The sequence below is a fragment of the Pseudomonadota bacterium genome, assembly GCA_039028155.1.
In the GTDB taxonomy this organism is placed as follows: Bacteria; Pseudomonadota; Alphaproteobacteria; order SP197; family SP197; genus JANQGO01.
Window position 1 is genome coordinate 1 of record JBCCIS010000073.1, and the last position, 19,402, is coordinate 19,402.

General features: G+C 62.9%; 17 protein-coding genes. 9 read left to right on the forward strand and 8 right to left on the reverse strand.

What is annotated here, in order from left to right:
• The 6 genes from AAF563_23320 to AAF563_23345 all read left to right on the forward strand — a co-directional run.
• On the forward strand, positions 1 to 2,008 hold a 2,008-nt coding region (locus AAF563_23320), incomplete at its 5' end, for an NAD(P)-binding protein (GenBank protein MEM7124229.1).
• Positions 2,008 to 3,534 carry a trimethylamine methyltransferase family protein gene (locus tag AAF563_23325; protein MEM7124230.1) on the forward strand — a complete coding sequence of 509 codons (1,527 nt, stop codon included), beginning with the start codon at positions 2,008 to 2,010 and terminating at the stop codon, positions 3,532 to 3,534. The genes AAF563_23320 and AAF563_23325, both read left to right, overlap by 1 nt.
• On the forward strand, positions 3,531 to 4,667 hold the full coding sequence (locus AAF563_23330) for an aromatic ring-hydroxylating dioxygenase subunit alpha (GenBank protein MEM7124231.1): 1,137 nt from the start codon (positions 3,531 to 3,533) through the stop codon (positions 4,665 to 4,667). The genes AAF563_23325 and AAF563_23330 overlap by 4 nt, the downstream gene beginning before the upstream one ends.
• Positions 4,668 to 4,685: 18 nt before the next feature.
• On the forward strand, positions 4,686 to 5,678 hold the full coding sequence (locus AAF563_23335) for a D-2-hydroxyacid dehydrogenase (GenBank protein ID MEM7124232.1): 993 nt from the start codon (positions 4,686 to 4,688) through the stop codon (positions 5,676 to 5,678).
• 68 nt (positions 5,679 to 5,746) lie between these two features.
• Positions 5,747 to 7,201: a 4-hydroxyphenylacetate 3-hydroxylase family protein gene (locus AAF563_23340; GenBank protein MEM7124233.1), complete on the forward strand. Its 1,455-nt coding sequence runs from the start codon at positions 5,747 to 5,749 to the stop codon at positions 7,199 to 7,201.
• The gene (locus AAF563_23345; protein MEM7124234.1) at positions 7,198 to 7,617 is read left to right on the forward strand and encodes a RidA family protein; all 420 of its coding nucleotides are present in this window, start codon (positions 7,198 to 7,200) and stop codon (positions 7,615 to 7,617) included. Before AAF563_23340 ends, AAF563_23345 begins: the two co-directional genes overlap by 4 nt.
• Before the next feature lie 9 nt (positions 7,618 to 7,626).
• Here the strand turns inward: AAF563_23345 and AAF563_23350 are convergent, their stop codons facing one another.
• From AAF563_23350 to AAF563_23360, 3 genes are all read right to left on the reverse strand, one after another.
• Complete coding sequence (locus tag AAF563_23350; protein MEM7124235.1) at positions 7,627 to 9,720, reverse strand: FUSC family protein; 2,094 nt, start codon at positions 9,718 to 9,720, stop codon at positions 7,627 to 7,629.
• Positions 9,721 to 9,806: 86 nt separating this feature from the next.
• Positions 9,807 to 10,337 carry a nuclear transport factor 2 family protein gene (locus tag AAF563_23355; GenBank protein MEM7124236.1) on the reverse strand — a complete coding sequence of 177 codons (531 nt, stop codon included), beginning with the start codon at positions 10,335 to 10,337 and terminating at the stop codon, positions 9,807 to 9,809.
• A gap of 132 nt (positions 10,338 to 10,469) precedes the next feature.
• Positions 10,470 to 10,925 carry a MarR family winged helix-turn-helix transcriptional regulator gene (locus AAF563_23360; GenBank protein ID MEM7124237.1) on the reverse strand — a complete coding sequence of 152 codons (456 nt, stop codon included), beginning with the start codon at positions 10,923 to 10,925 and terminating at the stop codon, positions 10,470 to 10,472.
• An 85-nt stretch (positions 10,926 to 11,010) separates the two neighbouring features.
• On the opposite strand from AAF563_23360, the gene AAF563_23365 reads away from it, so the two are divergent.
• Together AAF563_23365 and ddlA are read left to right on the forward strand one after the other, a co-directional pair.
• Positions 11,011 to 11,994, forward strand: coding sequence for a cysteine synthase family protein (locus AAF563_23365; GenBank protein MEM7124238.1), 984 nt, complete (start codon positions 11,011 to 11,013; stop codon positions 11,992 to 11,994).
• A gap of 59 nt (positions 11,995 to 12,053) precedes the next feature.
• Complete coding sequence (gene ddlA / locus AAF563_23370) at positions 12,054 to 13,148, forward strand: D-alanine--D-alanine ligase (protein MEM7124239.1); 1,095 nt, start codon at positions 12,054 to 12,056, stop codon at positions 13,146 to 13,148.
• A 145-nt stretch (positions 13,149 to 13,293) separates the two neighbouring features.
• Here ddlA and AAF563_23375 read toward each other — a convergent pair whose 3' ends face one another.
• Positions 13,294 to 14,547: a Xaa-Pro peptidase family protein gene (locus AAF563_23375; protein MEM7124240.1), complete on the reverse strand. Its 1,254-nt coding sequence runs from the start codon at positions 14,545 to 14,547 to the stop codon at positions 13,294 to 13,296.
• A 118-nt stretch (positions 14,548 to 14,665) separates the two neighbouring features.
• Here AAF563_23375 and AAF563_23380 point away from each other — a divergent pair, with 118 nt between their 5' ends.
• Complete coding sequence (locus AAF563_23380; protein MEM7124241.1) at positions 14,666 to 15,460, forward strand: fumarylacetoacetate hydrolase family protein; 795 nt, start codon at positions 14,666 to 14,668, stop codon at positions 15,458 to 15,460.
• Here AAF563_23380 and AAF563_23385 read toward each other — a convergent pair.
• The 4 genes from AAF563_23385 to AAF563_23400 all read right to left on the reverse strand — a co-directional run bounded on the left by AAF563_23385 (position 15,453) and on the right by AAF563_23400 (position 19,136).
• The gene (locus tag AAF563_23385; GenBank protein ID MEM7124242.1) at positions 15,453 to 16,154 is read right to left on the reverse strand and encodes a glycosyltransferase family 2 protein; all 702 of its coding nucleotides are present in this window, start codon (positions 16,152 to 16,154) and stop codon (positions 15,453 to 15,455) included. The genes AAF563_23380 and AAF563_23385 overlap by 8 nt on opposite strands.
• The gene (locus AAF563_23390; GenBank protein ID MEM7124243.1) at positions 16,154 to 17,497 is read right to left on the reverse strand and encodes a hypothetical protein; all 1,344 of its coding nucleotides are present in this window, start codon (positions 17,495 to 17,497) and stop codon (positions 16,154 to 16,156) included. The genes AAF563_23385 and AAF563_23390 overlap by 1 nt, the downstream gene beginning before the upstream one ends.
• A gap of 28 nt (positions 17,498 to 17,525) precedes the next feature.
• A complete protein-coding gene (locus AAF563_23395) occupies positions 17,526 to 18,515 on the reverse strand; it encodes a DUF547 domain-containing protein (GenBank protein MEM7124244.1) in 990 nt (329 codons plus the stop codon).
• Between the two features lie 240 nt (positions 18,516 to 18,755).
• A complete protein-coding gene (locus AAF563_23400) occupies positions 18,756 to 19,136 on the reverse strand; it encodes a cupin domain-containing protein (GenBank protein MEM7124245.1) in 381 nt (126 codons plus the stop codon).
• Positions 19,137 to 19,402: the final 266 nt, after the last annotated feature.

Sequence of the window (19,402 nt, forward strand, 5' to 3'; positions counted from 1 at the left end):
GGCCAAGAACCGTTTCTATCAAGTGCCCCACTGTACCGGTATGGGGTACAACCTGCCGCAGACGCTGGCCGCCATGCGTGGCGTCAAGGCCGAGGGCGGCTGGGGCGTGGTGTGTACGGAATACACCTCGATCCACCCGACCGCCGACGACGCGCCCTTCCCCACGTGCAGCCTGTGGGACGAGGACGACGTCCGCACCATGGCCGTCACCGCCGACGCCATTCATGAGCATGGCGCGCTCGCGGGAACGCAGCTTTGGCATGGCGGTCTCTACTCACCGGTCAAGATGACGCGCGACGTGCCGATGGCGCCGTCGGGCCGGCCGATCGGCTATCTCAATCCGCTACACGCGCGGACCATGGACAAGACGGACATCAAAGACCTGCGCCGTTGGCAGGTCGATGCAGCCCGGCGCGCACAGCGTGCGGGTTTTGACATCGTCTATGTCTATGCCGGTCACGCCTATCTGCCGGCCCAGTTCATCAGCCGCCGCTTCAACAAACGCAGCGACGAATACGGCGGCAGCTTGGAAAACCGCGTCCGCCTGTTCCGCGAAATGATCGAGGAGACCAAGGATGCGATCGGCGACACGTGCGCTGTCGTCGTGCGCTTTTCCCTCGACGAACTGGTCGGCGAGCCCGGCCTGACCAGCGCCGATGAAGGCAGGGATGTTGTCGCCTTACTTGCCGACCTGCCTGATCTCTGGGACGTCAACGTCGCGGACTATAGAACCGACAGCGGCAGCTCACGCTTCTTCGAGGAGGGCTTCCAGGAGGTCCACGCCTCGGTCGTGAAGCCGCTGACGACACGGCCCGTCGTCGGCGTTGGCCGTTTCACCAGCCCCGACACCATGGTTTCGCAGATCAAGCGCGGTGTGCTCGACATGATCGGCGCGGCCCGCCCGTCAATCGCCGATCCGTTCCTGCCCAGAAAGGTCGAGGAAGGGCGATTGGATGACATCCGCGAGTGCATCGGTTGCAACATCTGCCGCGCGACGTTCAAGGGCTGCGTGCCTATCCGCTGCACCCAGAACCCAACCATGGGCGAGGAGTGGCGCAGCGGCTGGCACCCGGAGAGCATGAATCCCTCCGTGTCGGACGACCACGTGTTGGTCGTCGGTGCTGGTCCAGCCGGTCTGGAGGCCACGCGTGCCCTTGGTGCGCGAGGCTACGCGGTGACGCTCGCCGAAGCCGGTAAGCACCTGGGCGGGCACGTCGATCGCGTTGCCCGCCTGCCCGGCCTGGCGGCCTGGAAACGCGTGACCGATTGGCGCATCGGACAGTTGGAGGCCATGGCGCATGTCGAGATCTATCGCGACAGCAAGCTAACACCAGACGATGTCCTGGGGTTCGGCTTCCCGCACGTCGTGGTCGCGACCGGCTGCAACTGGCACCGTGACGGCACCGGACGCACCCATGTCGAACCGTTGGACTTTCCTGAGGACGCAACCGTCCTGACCCCGGACGATGTTCTGGCCGGTGCCGAGATCCAAGGACCTGTCGTGATCTACGACGACGATCACTACTACATGGCCGGCGCGCTTGCAGAGAGCCTCGCCGGCGAAGGCCACGACGTGACGTTGATGACGCCCGCGCCCGAGCCCAGCGTCTGGACGCAATGGACCGACGAGCACCACCTGCTCGTGCCGCGCCTCTATGAGGCCGGCATCAAGCCCATGGTCCAGCACAAGCTTTCGGCTTTCGACGGCAACACGGTCACGGCCACCCACCTTGGACCCGGTACCGTCACGACAACACCATGCGCGACACTGGTTCTGGCAACATCGCGTGTTCCGGTCGATGACCTCTATCAATCGTTGAAGGCCCGGGGCGCGGAGACGAACGGCGGCATTGAGACACTTACCGCCATCGGGGATTGCCTGGCGCCCGGCCTGATTGTCGATGCCGTTTACGCGGGTCACCGCTTTGCCCGCGAATTCCAATCACAGACCAACGACAGCCTGCGCTATCGGCGCGAACGCGTCGTCTTGAACGAGGAGATTGCGTGATGTCACGCCGCAGCGAATCCAGGCGCGGCCGCCGCCCGAGCGGACCCAAGGTCACACAGCTGCCGTGGCGGCGTCTGGAGAACCCCTATCAGCCGGTCGAGATATTGTCGGCCGATCACATCGAGGCGATCCATCAGACGTCGCTGCGCGTGCTCGAAGAACTCGGCGTCGAGTTTCTGTCCGAGACAGCGCTGGAGAAACTGAAAGCCGCCGGTGCCGATGTCGACATGGCGAGCCAGCTTGTGAAGTTCGATCGCGGCCTGATCATGGAGCTGGTTGCCAAGGCGCCATCGGAGTTCACGCTGACGCCGCGCAATCCCGAACGGCACGTGCACTTCGGCGGCAAACACATCAACTTCAATTCCGTCGGCGGCCCGCCCAACGCGTCCGATCTGGACGGCGGACGACGGCCAGGCAACTTCCACGACTTCCAGAACTTCATCCGCCTGATGCAAAGTCTGAACGCGCTGCATCTGTGCGGCGGCGTGCCGGTCGCGCCGATCGATCTGGATGCGGAAACCCGTCACCTCGATTGCGTCTTCGCGATCCTGACCCTGTCGGACAAGGTCTGGCATGCCACGGGACTGGGACGCCAACGTGTTACCGATGCCCTCGACATGCTTTCCATCGCGCGCGGCATGACACGCGACGAGATCGCGGCAGAACCGGGCATCTTCACCACCATCAACGTGAACTCGCCACGCCGCATCGACGGCCCCATGCTAGACGGCCTGATGGAGGCGGTCGAGAATGGCCAGGCGGTGTCATTGACACCCTTCACGCTCTCCGGCGCCATGAGCCCGGCGACCATTCCCGGTGCGCTGGTGCAGCAGAATGCCGAGGCGCTGGCCGGTATCGCCTTCGCCCAGGTCGTGACACCGGGCGCGCGCTGCCTCTATGGCGGTTTCACCTCCAATGTCGACATGAAATCGGGCGCGCCGGCTTTCGGCACGCCGGAATACACGCAGGCCTGCATGGTCGGCGGCCAGTTGGCCCGGCGCTACAACCTGCCCTATCGCTCCAGCAACACCAACGCGTCGAACGCGGTCGATGCCCAGGCGACCTACGAGTCCGAAATGTCGATCTGGGGCGCGGTCATGGGCCACGCCAACCTGTTGCACCACGGCGCCGGTTGGTTGGAAGGCGGCCTGACGGCGTCCTTTGAAAAGGCCGTGCTGGATGCCGAAATGCTGCAGATGATGTCGGAATTTCTGCAGCCCATGGAGATCGACGACGGTTCGCTCGCCTTTGACGCCATCGCCGAGGTGCAGCCCGGTGGTCATTACTTCGGCGCCGCGCACACCCTGGAACGCTACGCCACCGCGTTCTACGATCCCATGGTCTCGGACTGGCGCAACTTTGAGACCTGGGAGGAAACTGGCTCGAAAGACGCCACGGAGCGCGCGAACGCCATCTACAAAGATCTGCTGGATGCGTTCGAACCGCCGCCGCTTGACCCGGCCATCGCCGACGAACTGGTGGCCTTTGTCACGCGGCGCAAAAAGGAGGAGGAGCAACGGGCATGAACGAGATGACGAACCTTTTTGATCCCGCCCGGTATGAGGCGGTGCGACGCCCGTTGCTCGAGGCCGATACGCTGCCGCCGGATTGCTACACGTCCGAAGCCTTCTACCGCCGGGAGGTCGAGACGATCTTCTTGAAGGTCTGGAACTTCATCGGGCGCGAGGACCGCGTGCCCAATCCCGGTGACTACGCCGCCTTCGAGTTTGTCGGCGTGCCCGTCGTCATCGTTCGCGACCGTGACGGCAGCGTGCGCGCCTTCGCCAACTCATGCCGCCATCGCGGCGCCAAGGTGATGCAGGGCGAAGGCAATTGCACGGTCATGTCGTGCCCCTATCACAGCTGGACCTATGCCCTGGACGGCCGGCTGATCGGCGCCATGGAAATGGATGAGACTGATGGCTTCGATCGCAAGAACTTCGGCCTTGTCGAGCTTCGGCTGGAGACCTGGGCGGGCTTCCTGTTCCTGAATTTCGACCACGATGCCGACCCCTTGTCGGCATGGCTGGGTGATCTGCCGGAGGTGCTCGAGAGCTACAAGCTCGACGACATGGCAACGACGCGCCGTGTCGAGTACGACCTCGCCTGCAACTGGAAGATCTATGTTGAGAACGCGATGGAATCCTATCACGTCCCAACCGTGCACCAGCAGACGATCCAGAAACAGAAACGCGATCATAACCCGCCGATCCCCACTGGCGGCGAATACTGCGGCCTGTTCACCCGCCACGAAGGCAGCCGCGCGCTGCTGCCCGGCGCCAAAGGCTTCCCCTATATCCCCGACTTGGAAGGGCTGGCCGCCCAGGGCACGTACTATGTCCTGATTAATCCCTCGACCATGTTCGGGCTGACCTATGACTGCATGTGGTGGCTGGAGCTGCACCCGATCAGCGCGGGACGCACCAAACTCATCGTCGGTTCGTGTTTTCCGACGCAGACGGTCGCGCGCGACGACTTCGACGAACTCGTGAACAACTATTACGAACGCTGGAACAAGTCGATCATCGAAGACAACGAGATCTCCGATCTCCAGCAGATCGGCATCACCTCGCCCTTCGTCAAACCCGGCCGGTTCTCCTACATGGAGCCATTGGTCCACACCATCGACAACTGGGTTCTCGACCGAGTTCTCGGATAGCTGAGCGAGCTGGGAGACATGAAGAAACTCCGCGTTCACGTCGCCGCCCTCTCGTCACAGCCGGAGACCTTTTGGGTCACCGAGGCGCGTGTGCGCGCCGCGCGCCGGCGTCACCCGGAACTGTCGCGCCGCGTTACCTTCGACTGGAGCTGGGAGCTCGATCGGTTCGACGAGGGCATCGCCAAGGCCGACGTCATGATCGGCTGGCGCTTTCCCCGCGATGACTTCCGCGCCCGTGCGCCGCGCCTCAAAATGATTCAGCTGACCGGCGCCGGCACTGAACACCTGCAGCCATTCGACTGGGTGCCGCGCGACCTGGCGCTGGTGAACAACAGCGGTGTCCACGGTGACAAGGCAAGCGAATTTGTCGGCACCGCCGTCTTGATGCTGACCCACGGCATCCCGTTTCTGGCGACACAACAACGTCAACGACGGTGGAACAAGAAGTTCACGACGACGGCCGAAGGCAAGACTGTGGTTGTCATCGGCCTGGGCGGTATGGGCGGTGCGTCCGCGCGCTGGCTGAAACAACGGCTCGGCATGACCGTGATCGGCGTGACACGCCACGGAAAACCGCACCGCTACGCCGATACGGTCGTCACACCGCGGGAACTGGATCGGATTCTGCCAAAGGCCGACGTGGTCGTGGTGACGGCGCCACTGACCGCGGAGACCGAGAACATGTTGAGCCGACAACGGTTGGCGCGCATGAAGCCCGGTGCCGGCCTCATCAACATGGGACGCGCCAGGATCGTCGACTATGATGCCCTAGCCGATCATCTGGAATCGGAGCATCTGTCCGGCGCCGTGCTCGACGTCTTCGACCCCGAACCGCTGCCCCGCTCGTCGCGACTGTGGACGACGCCGAACCTGATCTTGACGCCGCACTGCTCGTCCGACGACGTCGAGAACTACATCCCGAAGACACTCGACATGTTTTTCGCCAACCTCGCGCGGTTCCTTGATGGCCGTCCCTTGAAGAACCGCGTCAAGACCGAACGCCAGTATTGATCTCGCACGGTCAGCAAGCCTAGGCTGCGACCGCCGCAGAGCACCTCTCTAACCTTGGAGCCCCCGCCATGTTGATGACCGGCCGTGACTACATCGATTCAATCCGCGACGGCCGTCAGGTTTGGATTGACGGCGAGCGGGTCGACGATGTCACCAAACATCCGGCCTTCAAACCGATGGTCGATGTGCGCGCGCATGTCTACGACATGGCTCACCAGGACGAACATCGCGACGTCATGGTGCAGCCCGCGGCAGACGGCGAAGACTGTTCTGTTTCATGGACGCCGCCCCACACCAAAGAAGATCTGCACGCCAAGTGGCGGTGGGTCGACGCGGTCATGGAGGATATCGGCGGCGTTGTCTATCGCCTGGGAGACGAGACGATCGGCGCAGTGTGGTCGCTGCTTGACGGCAAGGACGTGCTGCACGACGTCGACCCGCGCTTCACCGCGAACATCGAGCGCCACATCGACGACGCCCACCGCAAGGACCTGTTCACCGTTTCCGGCAACACCGATCCGAAGGGCGACCGCTCCCGCCCGCCCCAGGAACAGGACCCCGACATGCTGTTGCATGCGGTCAAGGAGACCGACGCGGGCATCGTCGTGCGCGGCGCGAAGTACGAGACAGCGGCGGCCTATGCGCACCAAGCCTTCGTCAAGCCGACCATCGCCAATTGGGGCGATGCCAAGATGTCGGACTATGCACTCGGTTTCATGTGCCCCATGGGCGCGCCCGGCTTGAAACACATCTGCCGGTCCAGCCTGGCAGCCGGCAAGAACCCGGCCGATTACCCCAGCGCCAGCAAGTTCGACGAGATCGACACGCTTCTGGTGTTCGACGACGTCCTGATTCCCTGGGAAGACGTCTTCTTCTACCAGCACACGCGGGCGGCGGGCTTTATCCGCAGCATGCTGCACCGCTATAGCTCCCTGCCCTTTGTGATCCGCATCTTGCACATCGCCGACCTTCTGATCGGCGCGGCCAAGTTCAATGCCGAACAGACCGGCCTCGACAAACAACCGGCGGTGCGCGAGAAGCTCGCCCAGCTGAGCGCCTGGCGCGAGGGTATCCGAGCCCATGTGCTGGCCTCGATCGAGCTCGCCGAGCCGTCGGACGGCGGGCTCATGATGCCGCATCAGTCGATGATCTATGCCGGGCGCATCCACGCCTGTTCCGGCCTGCCCAACATGATGCACCTGGCCCGCGAACTGACCGGCGGACAGATTTGCATCACGCCGGACTCCGAGACCTTCGAAGGTGTCGAAACGAAGCCGTGGATGGATAAGTACTATACCGTCAACGACCGCTGGGACGCCGAAGACAGACGTAAGCTGCTGGCGTTCGCGCGCGACCTCGTCAACTCCGACCACGCCGGCCACCGCCTGACCTTCGCGCTGTTCGCGCAGTCGCCACCCTTCGCACATCTGAACGCCGAATACATGACCTTCGACTTCGATGGACCCAAGCGCGCGGTCAAGAAAGCGGCGAACCTGTCTGACCGTGTCATGGGCAATCGATGACCGTCCACGAACGATTTCGCAAATTCGAGACGAACCAGTGGTATCGCGGCACGCAGAAGCTGAACTCGCAGCTGTGCATGCTGGTCAAGACCGGCAACGTACTGCACATGCGCGGCCAGACCGGCCATGACTTCGACGGCGAGTTTCACGGCCTGGGCGATCCCGCCGCGCAGACCGAACAGGCCATGGCGAACGTCAAAGTTCTGCTGGCGGACGGCGGCGCCAGGCTGACCGACATCTGCAAGATCAAGGTCTGGGTTACCGACCGTGCGCACCTGGAACCGGTCATGCAGGTCCTGGGTAAGCACTTGAAGGGCATTCATGTCGCCACCAGCGAAGTCATCGTGACCGGCCTGGCACGCGCCTACATGGATATGGAAATCGACGTCTACGCGGTAATCGAAGACGATCGCTGACGAACTGGACTAGGGCCGCTGCCGCGATTGTTGCGGGAAGAACGCGACGAGGATGTGCTGCATCGCGGCCAGCGTCTCAAAACACCGGCGCGCATAGAAGAGCGCCTCGACGAGCTTCACCGACTGCTGCACTGGCAACGTTCCGTCGAGCGGGATCGATTCCTCCCACTCCTCTTTGATGCCGGTGTCGAGGTCGTGTGCTGCGGCATCTGGAAACGAATCGAGGGCGGCTGACAAGCGGGTCGCCGTGTAGACCAAAGGAGAGCGATACGCCTCGGCAAGACCGAGGCCGGCCAGATTGGCCACATCCTCCGAGAACAGAGGCAGATATGTCGCCAAGGCGTTTGCGTGGGCCTGCAGATCGCGCGTTCCCGGCCCGCCCGCGCGGGTGAGTAAGCGCTCGGAACCGATATCGTTCAGACCATCCGCCAAAGCCATCACGTCACGTTCGAGCGTGGCCGCGGCCGGTTCGCTGTGGCCTTCACCGGCGATCGCCAGACGAACCAGCTGGCTGCCGTCGTTCATCAGGCGCTCTAACAGCGGCCTTAGGCGATCGACCGAGGGAATCGGGAGCAAGAGCTTGGCGACGACAACACCGATGGCGCCGCCGATGGCTGTCTCATAACCAAGGGCGAGCATCTGAATGAGCGTGTCACCCTTCACCAGGCTGACGCCGGTCGCCAGGGCGAAGCCGATCAGGAAGCTGGCGATCCCGAAGTGGCGGTCCATCAAGGCGAACACCGGTGCAAACGCCAGGGCGATCAAGATACCTTGCAGGAGCGGATCCGCACCCACCAGCCACTGCAGGCCAATCGCCACGAGAACGCCCAGCAGGACGCCGGGCACACGCTGAAAGAAGCGATGCGCGGTCGCGCCCCAGCTGGCGCTAATCAAGACGATGATGGTCAGCATGGCCCAGAAGGTCTGGTCGAGACCGAACACCGTACCCACCGCTACGACGAGAGCCGCTGAGATACTGGCCTGCACGGTAAGCCGAACCGCAAGGCGTCGCGCTTTGCTCATGTCTTCGGTGCCGGGCGACAACGTTGCACCGCTCTGGGCAGGTTGGTTCTCGGCGACGACGTTGGACTTGCCAAGACTCACCATCAGCCGGATCAAGGCGGTCAGGATGCGCACCTGCTGCAGCTTCTGTGCGTCTTCAAGATCGGATCGCGACAGCACATCAAGACGCGTCTGCCTGAGCCGCGCTTCTTGTGCTGCAACCACCGCAGTGTCGTCGGCGCCGGTTGCGAGGCTATCCGCCGTCTCCTCCAGCGATTGACGGATTGCCGCCTCGCCCAACACTGCGCGCGGACTCTTGTTGGTCTGTTCGATCACGACATCCAGCGCAAGCACCATGCGCAGTCCGCTCGCCACAAGGTTTGCCAGATAGTGGCCGTCTGACGGTGCGGCCGCCGTTGCGACGTCGCTGGCTCTGGCCATGGCGAACCACAGTTCCCTGATGTCTGTAGCCGGCGCACGCTTGAAACCGTCTGTGTGCGTGGCCACGCAGTTGCGTAAGGCCTGCGCAATCTCGGCCATCAGTCGGGTATGGAGGCGTTGGAACGCGCGACTGGGCGATGGCCGCCAAGCGACCAGATAAAAGAGGACGGCACAAGCGCAACCGATCGCCACGGCAAGCGGCCACCACAGCGCCTCCTGCCGCGTCGGTTCGAAGACGACGACAAACATGAAGCTTATGGCCAGGACCAGACCGCACCGTGTGCCGGCGCCACCGTAGCGGCGCAGGTAGAACCCGGCGGCGATAAAGCCGACCCAGGTAATCTGGGCGGGCAACGGACCCAATCCCAGATCACCCCATCCCACGACAATCGCCGAGGCGTAGACCCCGAGCATAATGGCCGAGAGCCGCAGCGCCGAAATGACCTCCGCGCGCCGGGTTCCCGGCAGCGTGAACAGCATGGCCTTTAGTGTGATGACAGCGGCATTGAGTGCCATGGGCGGCTCGCTCGGCGCGTCGAGTTGGTCCTGGACCACCTGACCCACCACAGCAGCAAGCGCGACCGCAACGACAAGCTGGACGCCGCGATAGAGGCGAACACCACCGGGATCCAAGGTCTCCAGGTGGCGCAATGCCGTCATCGGCCATGAGTGCCCGCGCGGTGCCCTCGTCGAATGATCAGCTTGGGTGGCGGCCATGTGTCCTGATGGTTTCCGGGCTCAATCTGTTAGGTCTCGTAGACGAGATCGTCTGTGTCGCGACGGCCTTGGGTGAACATATCTGATGGAATGGGAAAACTGTTCGCATCGAGCGTCGTGGCGGCTGACCAGTCGTGGACGACGACACGCTTGGCGATGCGCCACTCGCCGTCGCGCCGTGCGAAGCGGTCGACATAACGGCCTGAGAAGACACTCAGCGTCTCCCGGCCGTCGTCGTCGGTACCGCGTAGATAGGCAATCACGTAGGCCTCAGATCGCGCGGCATCGGGGTTGTCGTCGTCGAGTTCGATCAGCACGTTGGCGACGGCATGGGTCGTATGATGGGTCCGGTCCCGAAGCGACTTGACGATAAAGGCAGCGAATTCGTGACCGCTGCCCTTGAAGTGGCCGTGGTCGTCGTGGCTGTCGGCATGAAAGCACGACTTTAGCAACGCCTCGTCGAGCCGATCGAGGCCGCGGGAAAAGCGCATGATCACGTCGTGGATCGCCTGCTTGTCGGCGACGGCTTGAGACTGTTTTCTGAGGCTTTCGTCGACCATCCCTGCATTCTCTGCGGCTCGCGGTTCCTCGGAGACGCTAGCAGAATCGCAAGCGTTTGGTGGCATTAATCGGGTTAGCCGTCAGCGAGGTGGACCCGGCGAGCAAGCCCGGCGATGCCTGTCACAGTGCCGTCACTGATTGACGGCCACCTTTCCGTCCTCCAGTTCGGCGAGCACAGCGGTACTGGCCACCAGACCAGCCATCGCCTGCGGGCTGACGACTTCTGACAACGCTTCGTGGGCCGTTCGCCATGCCGGCATGGCGGCTTCAAGCTGGCGGGCGCCCTTCTCGGTCAGCCAGACCGCACGACGGCGCAGATCCCTCTCGACCAGGACAAGCTCGACGAGCCCGGCCTTCTCGAGGCCGCGCAGGTTGCGCGACAGCGTCGACTGGTCGAGCTCCATGCGATCGGCCAAGGCAGCGATGGTGTCGTCCCGGGCCGCCGCGATATGGCTCATCAAGGCGAACTGCGCAAGGCTTAGACCTGCCCCCTGCATGCGTGTTTCCAGGAAGCGGGTGATGCGGCGCGCGGCGAGCCGCATGTTTGTGCCCGCGCAGGTCTCCGTCACTGCACGCGCGTCGGTCACCAGAGTCTTGCGGGCGGGTTGTTTTCGGCGTGTCATAGCTATATGTATATACATTAATTGTAGATACATGCAATAGCGAGACACCATGACAACCACATCGCACGCTCGTCCGCCTAACCGGCCTGGACGAAACGCAGCACCGGTGCTGCGGTGCATCGGCAACACGTCGATGCTGGAACTGACGCGCATTGTTCCCGAAGACTGCGCGCGCATTCTGCTCAAGATCGAATGCGAAAACCCGACGGGCAGCATGAAGGACCGCATGGCGCTGGCCATGATCGAGGCCGGCGAGCGTGCTGGGCGATTGCGGCCTGGTAGCAGGCTGGTTGAGTACACCGGCGGCAGCACCGGCGTATCACTCGCCCTGATCTGTGCGGCGCGCGGCTATCCGCTCGATATCGTGACCTCTGACGCCTTCAGCGGCGAAAAGCGCGATCACATGGCGGCCCTTGGCGCGGAGCTGACCATTATTCGCAGCGATGCCGGCGGCATGAACGAGGCACTGACCCGCGCCATGATCGACGCGGCACGCGAAATCGCCAACCGCACGGGCGCCTATTGGACCGACCAGCTCAACAACGCCGGACAACTGCCCGCCTATCACGTCATGGGCGACGAAATTTGGGATCAGACAGGGGGCCGGATCGATGCATTTGTTCAAAGCACGGGAACGAGCGCCTCGCTGCGCGGCAACGGCGAAGCGCTGCGCAGCCACAAACCGGACATCCTGCTGGTCGCGGTCGAAGCCGAGGAGTCGGCGGTTCTCTCAGGCGGCCCCCCAGGAGTTCACAAGATTGAGGGCGTCGGTCCCGGCTTCGTACCGGCTTTGTGGCGTCCAGCGTTGGTCGACCACATCACCACCGTCTCGACAGCTGATGCCATGGCCATGGCGCGCCGATTGGCCCGGACCGAGGCCTTGTTTGCCGGCACCTCGACCGGCGCCAATGTTGCCGCGGCAATCGATCTCGGTCGCCATCTTGGACCTGACGCCACGGTCGTGACCGTCATGTGCGATAGCGGGATGAAGTATCTGAGCATGCCGCTTTACCGACACAATCGCGCGGCATAGCTTTCATCAGGGCGCACCGTGCGGGATAGTCTTTGACGGGAGCGGTGGTATAAACCCCCATGGCAAAACGAAGAATCAGGGTCGGTATTCTCTTCGGCGGCAAGTCGGCGGAACACGAAGTCTCGCTTCAATCGGCCAAGAACGTCGCCGACGCCATCGATAAGACCAAGTATCACGTGGCGCTGATCGGTATCGACAAGTCCGGCCGCTGGCTGCTGCCCGACCAGTCGCGCTACCTCATCAACGACAGCGATCCAAAGCTGATCAAGTTGAATCGCGAGAACGAAGCGAGCGTCGCGCTCGTCCCGCAAAGCGGTGGCGACCTGACCAACCTGACCGTCGGCGAGACGCACGCCTCACTCGATGTCGTATTCCCGATCCTTCATGGGCCGTTCGGCGAGGACGGTACCGTGCAGGGCCTGTTGAAACTCGCGGGCGTGCCCTTCGTCGGCGCCGGCATCCTGGGCTCGGCTGTTGGCATGGACAAGGATGTCATGAAGCGCCTGATGCGCGACGCCGACATTCCGATCGCCAAGTTTCTGGTGTTCCGCCACCACGACGCTCTGGACTTTCAGACAATTGTCGGCGAGGTCGGCCTGCCCTTCTTCGTCAAACCGGCCAATCTCGGCTCATCCGTCGGCGTCCACAAGGTCAAGGACGAGGCAACGTTTGAACACGCGGTTCAAGACGCCTTTGGCTACGATACCAAGATCCTGATCGAGGAGTTTGTCGAAGGACGCGAACTCGAGTGCTCCGTCCTGGGCAATCACGATCCCGTCGTCTCTGTCGTCGGCGAGATCATCCCGACCCACGACTTTTACTCTTATGATGCCAAGTACATCGATGAGGAAGGCGCCGCACTGGCGATACCGGCCGACATACCCGAAGCGGTCAGTGACGCGATGCGCGCCCTTGCCGTTCGCGCCTTTCAAGCGCTCGCTTGTGAAGGCATGGCGCGCGTCGATTGCTTCTGGAGAAAAGACGGTCAGCTGATCGTCAATGAGATCAACACCATCCCCGGCTTCACCAAGATCAGCATGTATCCGCAACTTTGGGGAGCCAGCGGCATCTCCTATGCCGACCTGATCGACCGCTTGATCCAACTCGCCATCGAACGCTTCGAACGCGAACAGACACTGAAGACGTCATTTTAGAGTTAGTCGGCATCGCCAGCCCGCTCCCCCGCCCGGCCACCCCGAGGATGCTGCCATGGGTGGCCTCGGCGAAAACGCCTCTCGGCGTTTTGCCCCGGAGGCGGGGGAGTGGGCCGGCACCGGATGTGCATAAACACATCGCCACCTAGTTCAGCAGCTCGTCTTCGTAAGGATAGCTCGATAGAACCTCGCAGCCGTCCTTGGTGACGCGCACTTGCTGCTCCAGTTTGACGCCTTCGGGACCGCCGTCAGCGCCGACATAGCTCTCGAAACACAGGCACATGTTCTCTTCGATCAGACCGTCATAGCCGGCGGTGCCACCGAAATCCTGGGGATAGGCGATCACCGGATACTCGTCGGCAAGGCCGACGCCATGGGCCATCGAGACATAGCGGTTGGCGACGAACTCGTCGGTCAACTGCAGTCCCTTCTCGCTCATCTCCTTGAACGTCATGCCGGCCTTCACCTGTGACAGGTTATGCTCGACCTGCTCGTGGGCGATTGTGTAGAGCCGCTTCTGTTCGTCGCTCGGCTTGCCGGGGCCGCAGAACCAGGTACGGCTGATATCCGCGCAATAGCCGAGCGGTCCGACAAGATCCGTGTCAAAGGCGACCAGCTCGCCCGGCCGGATCAGCTTGTCGCCGCATTCCTGCATCCACGGATTGGTCCGGCTGCCCGAGGCCAACAAACGCGTCTCGATCCACTCGCCGCCATTAGCGATGTTGACCTCGTGCAGGATCGCCCAGAGTTGGTTTTCCGTCATGCCCGGACGCATCGCCTCTTGCATCTCGAACATCGCGGCTTCGCATACGGCGATCGAGACCTTCATCGCCGCCATCTCGTCGTCGGACTTGACAGCACGCGCGAACTCCAGTGGCTCCTGGCCGTCCAACACGTCAAACCCTTCCATGCGCATGAGGTCGGTCCCCAGCGGGTCGACGTGATCGAAGCCAATGCGCTTGGCATCCTTGCCACAGGTTTCGCGGATGACGTCGGCCAACTCGCAAGCCCACTTCTGGGCGCGTGCTTCGCGATTGGGACCGGCGGAGAAGTAGTTCCACGAGACTGCGGGCCGCAGTTCGTCAATGGTCTCGATGCCGTGCACCAGATGCTGGGCCGTGCGGTACTCGAACAGCGTGACAGGACCGGACGCCGGCACAAAGACAAAGCGCGACGGCGTATGCATGCAATGGATCGACATGTTCCGCGTACCCGTCGCGTAACGCACGTTGACGGGGTCGTAGAGCACCACGCCGTCCAGGTCGAGCCGCGCCAACTGATCGCGGGTACGCTGCAAGCGATAGCCGCGCATGCGTTTCATGTCGATCTGCGGTTCCGTATCTTTCAGCCAACCGCCGGGCGTGCCGTCGCCAAGCTTGACGTCCTGGGGGTTCTTCATCTTTTGGGGGATCCTCTTACTGAACAGCGGAGCGCGGACCAATCGGCGCGAGACAGGGGTCGGCGCGCATGCTAGCGAAGTTGACAGGTTGGGCGAAGCACGATTGATGGGGAATGCGATGATGAATCCCGAGCAGGTGGAAGCGGCGGCGGTCCAGCTTATCGCCGACCGCGAAGCCAACCGGCTGATGGGTCACTGGCCAGACACCTGGCGACCCGCCAATACCGATGACGCCTACGCCATCCAGGACGGCGTTCACGCCAAACGGGCCGACGCAGGCCAAGACCTGGGCGGTTGGAAGATCGGCTGCACGACACCGGTGATGCAGGAGATGTTGGGCATAGCGAGCCCCTGCGTCGGCGGCGTTTTGGCAGCCGACATTCACCCCTCGCCCCTGACGGCGTCCTTCGACCAATTCACGTCGCCCCTGGCCGAATGCGAGATCGCCGTGCGGCTTGGCGCCGATGTGCCAGCCAGCGGCAGCGGCTACGACCGCGACACCGTGGCGCCTTATGTCGATACCGTCATGGCCGCGATGGAGATCGCCGAGGACCGCTATCAAGACCGGTCCGAACGGACAGTCGCCGAGTTCATCGCCGACGACTTCTTCCAGAAGGCGGTGGTTCTGGGCGCGGAACGGACCGACTGGCAAAGGCTGGACCTGGCGGCGATGACCGGCACGACCCACGTGGGCGGCGAATTCAGAGGGCGCGGCAAAGGCAGCGACGTCATGGGCCATCCGTTCGCAGCGCTGGCCTGGCTTGCCGACCATCTTGCCGGGCGCGGCAAACACCTCAGGAAGGGCGACATCGTCTTGACCGGCAGCGTCGTCATCGCGACGCCGATCGGCCGCGGCGAGGAGACGACCTGCGCGATCGAGGGTCTCGGCGAGGCGCGTCTGCTGCTTACCTGACGGTCGATCTTGGTGCGAAGACCTGTGAGAGGATGACAAAGAGGATCTTCGATCCCGCCCTGACGGACCCAACAATCGTTCCGGAGATCTTGGAGCGGCCGGCGGCGCGCCGGCGATAGGCGACCGGCACTTCCCGCGTGACCAGGCGATGGCGCACCGCCTTGACCTGCATTTCGACGGTCCAGCCCCAGGTCCTGTCACGCATACCGAGTCGACGGAGCGCTGGCGCGCTGATTGCGCGAAACGGCCCGAGATCGGTGAAGCTGCATCGCCAGAACGCCGACATCAGGCAGCAGGCCAGCCAATTGCCGAAACGCTGCACGAAGGTCAGCGCGCCCGGTTCGGCCGACGACCTGGCGCCGATGACAAGGTCGATGCCTTCATCAGTTATCGGGTCGACCAAGTCTGCCATACCGCTGGGATCGTCGGAGAGGTCGGCATCGACGAAGACATAAATGTCAGCGTCCGGCGTGCTCGCAAGACCGCGCAGGCAGGCCGCACCGTAGCCGCGCTGACTTTCCGCGACGACGGTCGCTCCCGCATCCTTGGCGCGCGCCACCGTCTCGTCATGTGAGCCGTTATCGACAACAACGATGTGGTCGACCCAGGACGGCGTCCGCGTGACGACCTCGCCGATGGTCGCGGCTTCGTTGAGCGCCGGAATGATCACAGCGACCTTCCGTCGGTTCCGCATCACGCGTTCCTCCGGCGTCGCCAGCCGATAAGGCCTAGCCACAGCCAAACGGGCCCGAACTCCAGCCACACGACATAGTGGTCGAAGACACTCTCCAACCCATGGCGGGCAAAAGCGAAACGCAGATAGTAGAGCGGCAGCAACGCGGTCAGCAGGAGCAAGGGCGTGACCGGGACGACAACCAGGAACGGCACGAACCAGACGGCGTACCAAGGAAAGCCGGTCGGACTGAGGAGGAAAAGTCCGGCACTCAAGATCAGAAGCCGCCGCAGGGTTTGGTGACTATCGTCGGCCGGACGCGCGATAAGCACGACAAGCAAAGCGAAAAGTGCGGCAACGACCGCCAATCGCGCCGCCAGCCGCGCATCGTCGGCTGGCCAGAACCACTCGGCGACACCCTGAACCACGGAGAACGCCGCATCGTTCATCTGCCAGGTCTGGCCATAGGCAACGAAGCCGGAACTGGGCGGCAGGCCAGCCTGTGCGACGGGCCAGACCAGGAGAGCGCCGATGGCAGCCAGCAACAACAAGGCGACCACAAGCCGCTTGGGGTCGGTGAGCAGCGGCCGCAAGACGACGGGCAGCAACAGCACCGGCCACAACTTGACACCCGCCGCCAAGCCCATCAGCACCGATGCGGCGGTGTGCCGGTAACGCGTGACCGCCCAGATCGCGCCGGCCAGCAAGGGCACCAACAGCCCATCCATGTGGGCGCTGTTGGCCAGCTCCTTCACGATCAGAGGGTTCCACCAGTAGAGCGCGGCCCACAAAGGCGACAGATCGAGTCTCGCGAGTGCCTGGAGCAGGAGAGCGAGCCCGATAAGTTCAGCAACAAGGACGACGAGGCGCCAACCGTCGAGGTCAAAGGGCGCGACGACGTGCGCCAAGGCAAATCCCGCCTGTGCAAGGGCCGGATAGACCGTGCGCAGATGCGGATAGTTGACCCGCTCGAGCACCTCGCCCGCGGGCCCGGCCAGCGCATGAACCGCCAAGCCAGCATTCTCGGCCGCCTGCAGGGGCGCATAGCGAAACGGGTTGATGCCCTCGGCCGCGACCGCGCCATCCCAGAGATAACGGTAGTGATCGTCCTCCATGATAGGCGCCGAGCCCAGGAACAGGAGGCGCATGACGAGGCCGGCGGTGACGATCAGCCACAACAAGCGCGACACCGGCGCCTGCGTCCCCCTTATGAGGAGCGGCAGAAGCATGTAGATCCCGCCCATCGCCATCATCAAGGCGACGGTGATCGCGATGTCCGGCCATGCGACGTCGAGGTGCCAGGCAAAACGCGCCGACAGGAGGCGCAACGTCAGACAACCGGCGAGCAGGCAACCGCCGACCACCCACCATCCGGCCGGACTTCCAGCACGCTCAGGGATCGACCGGTTCCGCGACTATGACCTTATGCGAGCTACCGAGCCGCGCACCGCTCACAGCGCCACCCGAGGCGGACGTCTCGGCCTCAGAACTGTCGACGGTCCCCAAGCCCTTACTCCCGCTGCCTTTGTAGCCGGGATCTTGTGCCGGCATTCCCGTGGCGTCGTTCAGAGACCAGTCGTAGCGGTCGTCGTGGATGTCGCTGACGCCAGAGAGCGACGTTCGCAACAAATTCGTCGCATAGGTCGTGAGATGGTCGATGACCCCGGATTCACTGCCCCCGAAGTCCTCTTCGAACCAGAGATAAAGGCTGGAGACGACAAGGCGTCCGCTGGTGCTGACTTCGGCCCCTCTGGGATCGTTGACATAGCTGTATGCCGCCTGGGTCAGGCGAGAATCGATGCCGTTACCCCAATAGGCAGCCTTGGCGAGGTTGGGGCAACCGATCGATGCGCAGTTGACGACGTAGTGAATGCGCGGATCGCGCCAAATCGGGCGCAGGATCCCGTGCTCAATGTCATCCAGCGTCAACGTCCGGCCCTCGACGGTAATGACATCGCGACCCCAGGGGCCAAACGAGAAGAGACCGTCGTTGATGTCGCGGATGCTCGATACCGGGTACTCCGACAAAATCACGTCAACCGTCAGCGCGTTATAGAGATTGACCCAGTAAGCCATCTGCTCGGCGCGGACGTAGGCGGTAACGTCAACGGCGGCCATGTCGTCGATGTAGCGCCTGAGGCTATCGCGATCCTCTCGCGTCACGTCGCCATAGCGCACCCGGTTCACACCGTCGGCCGACTCCACGACATATCGCAGCAGCCACTGGTGCCAGGCAACATGGTCGAGCGCGCCAGCATCCGCCCCACCCTCGGCCAGCCAATGGTCGTCGATCAACTCGGAACCCGGCGCGGCATGAGCGCGCCCGGCGAACGCCAGCAGACTGGCTCCCGCGGCAGCCAGCAAAACGTCACGTCGTTGCATCGAAAGAACCCTTCGCGAGATCCAAACAATCCCGATCCGACGTTGATTATGGGAACGCCCAGGACGGATGAAACCTAAAGCCGCTTCACGATTTCGCCACCGCCGATGGCGCTGTGACGTGAACATTAGTCGGAATCGGGAATCAATTTAACACATTAGATAATAGGAACAACGTTTTGATATAACGGTATTCTTTAACAACACCTCACGCGTCGATTGAACGCATTCTCGAGCCCGTCGTCAGTCGTCCAGTTTGGCCCATTCGAGAGTGCGGAACCCGCCGCGGACGAACACCGCGACGATGGCGCCATCGTCTGAATGGGAGCTATGTCGCGATCCCGGGTCCAGCGACACGAAGTCGCCGGGATGGTAGACGTAGCCGTCGTTGTCCTCGATCTCGCCCTCGAGCACGTAAAACTCCTCGAAACCCAGGTGCTCGTGCGGGATTGAGTGGGCTCCGGCGCCGAACCGGAACAAGAAGCAACCCTCGCCCGACTTGTCGTCATAGCTCAGATTGGCCCAATGGCAGTCCTTCTGGGGCTTGCCCTGCAGAGTGTAAACCCGCCACGGCGCGTCCTTGATGTTGAACACGTGACGCTTTGACGCGAGCTTTTCCGACATGGCGGCCTCCCTAAGATCTGCCGTTTCAAGCCTAGCAAAACGGGCTTCCATGTCAGCCACCTTTAAGGCGACCGGGCCGTTGTGCGCTCAATCGCTTTTCATGGTAGGTCTAGCGGCTCATTCGTCGTTTCGAGCATGCAACCCATGATCCCGCGTTACACCCGCCCCGAGATGGCCGCCATCTGGGAGCCGGAGAACAAATTCCGCATCATGCTGGAGATCGAGACCCTGGCGGCCGAGGCCATGGAAGGCCAGGGCACGATCCC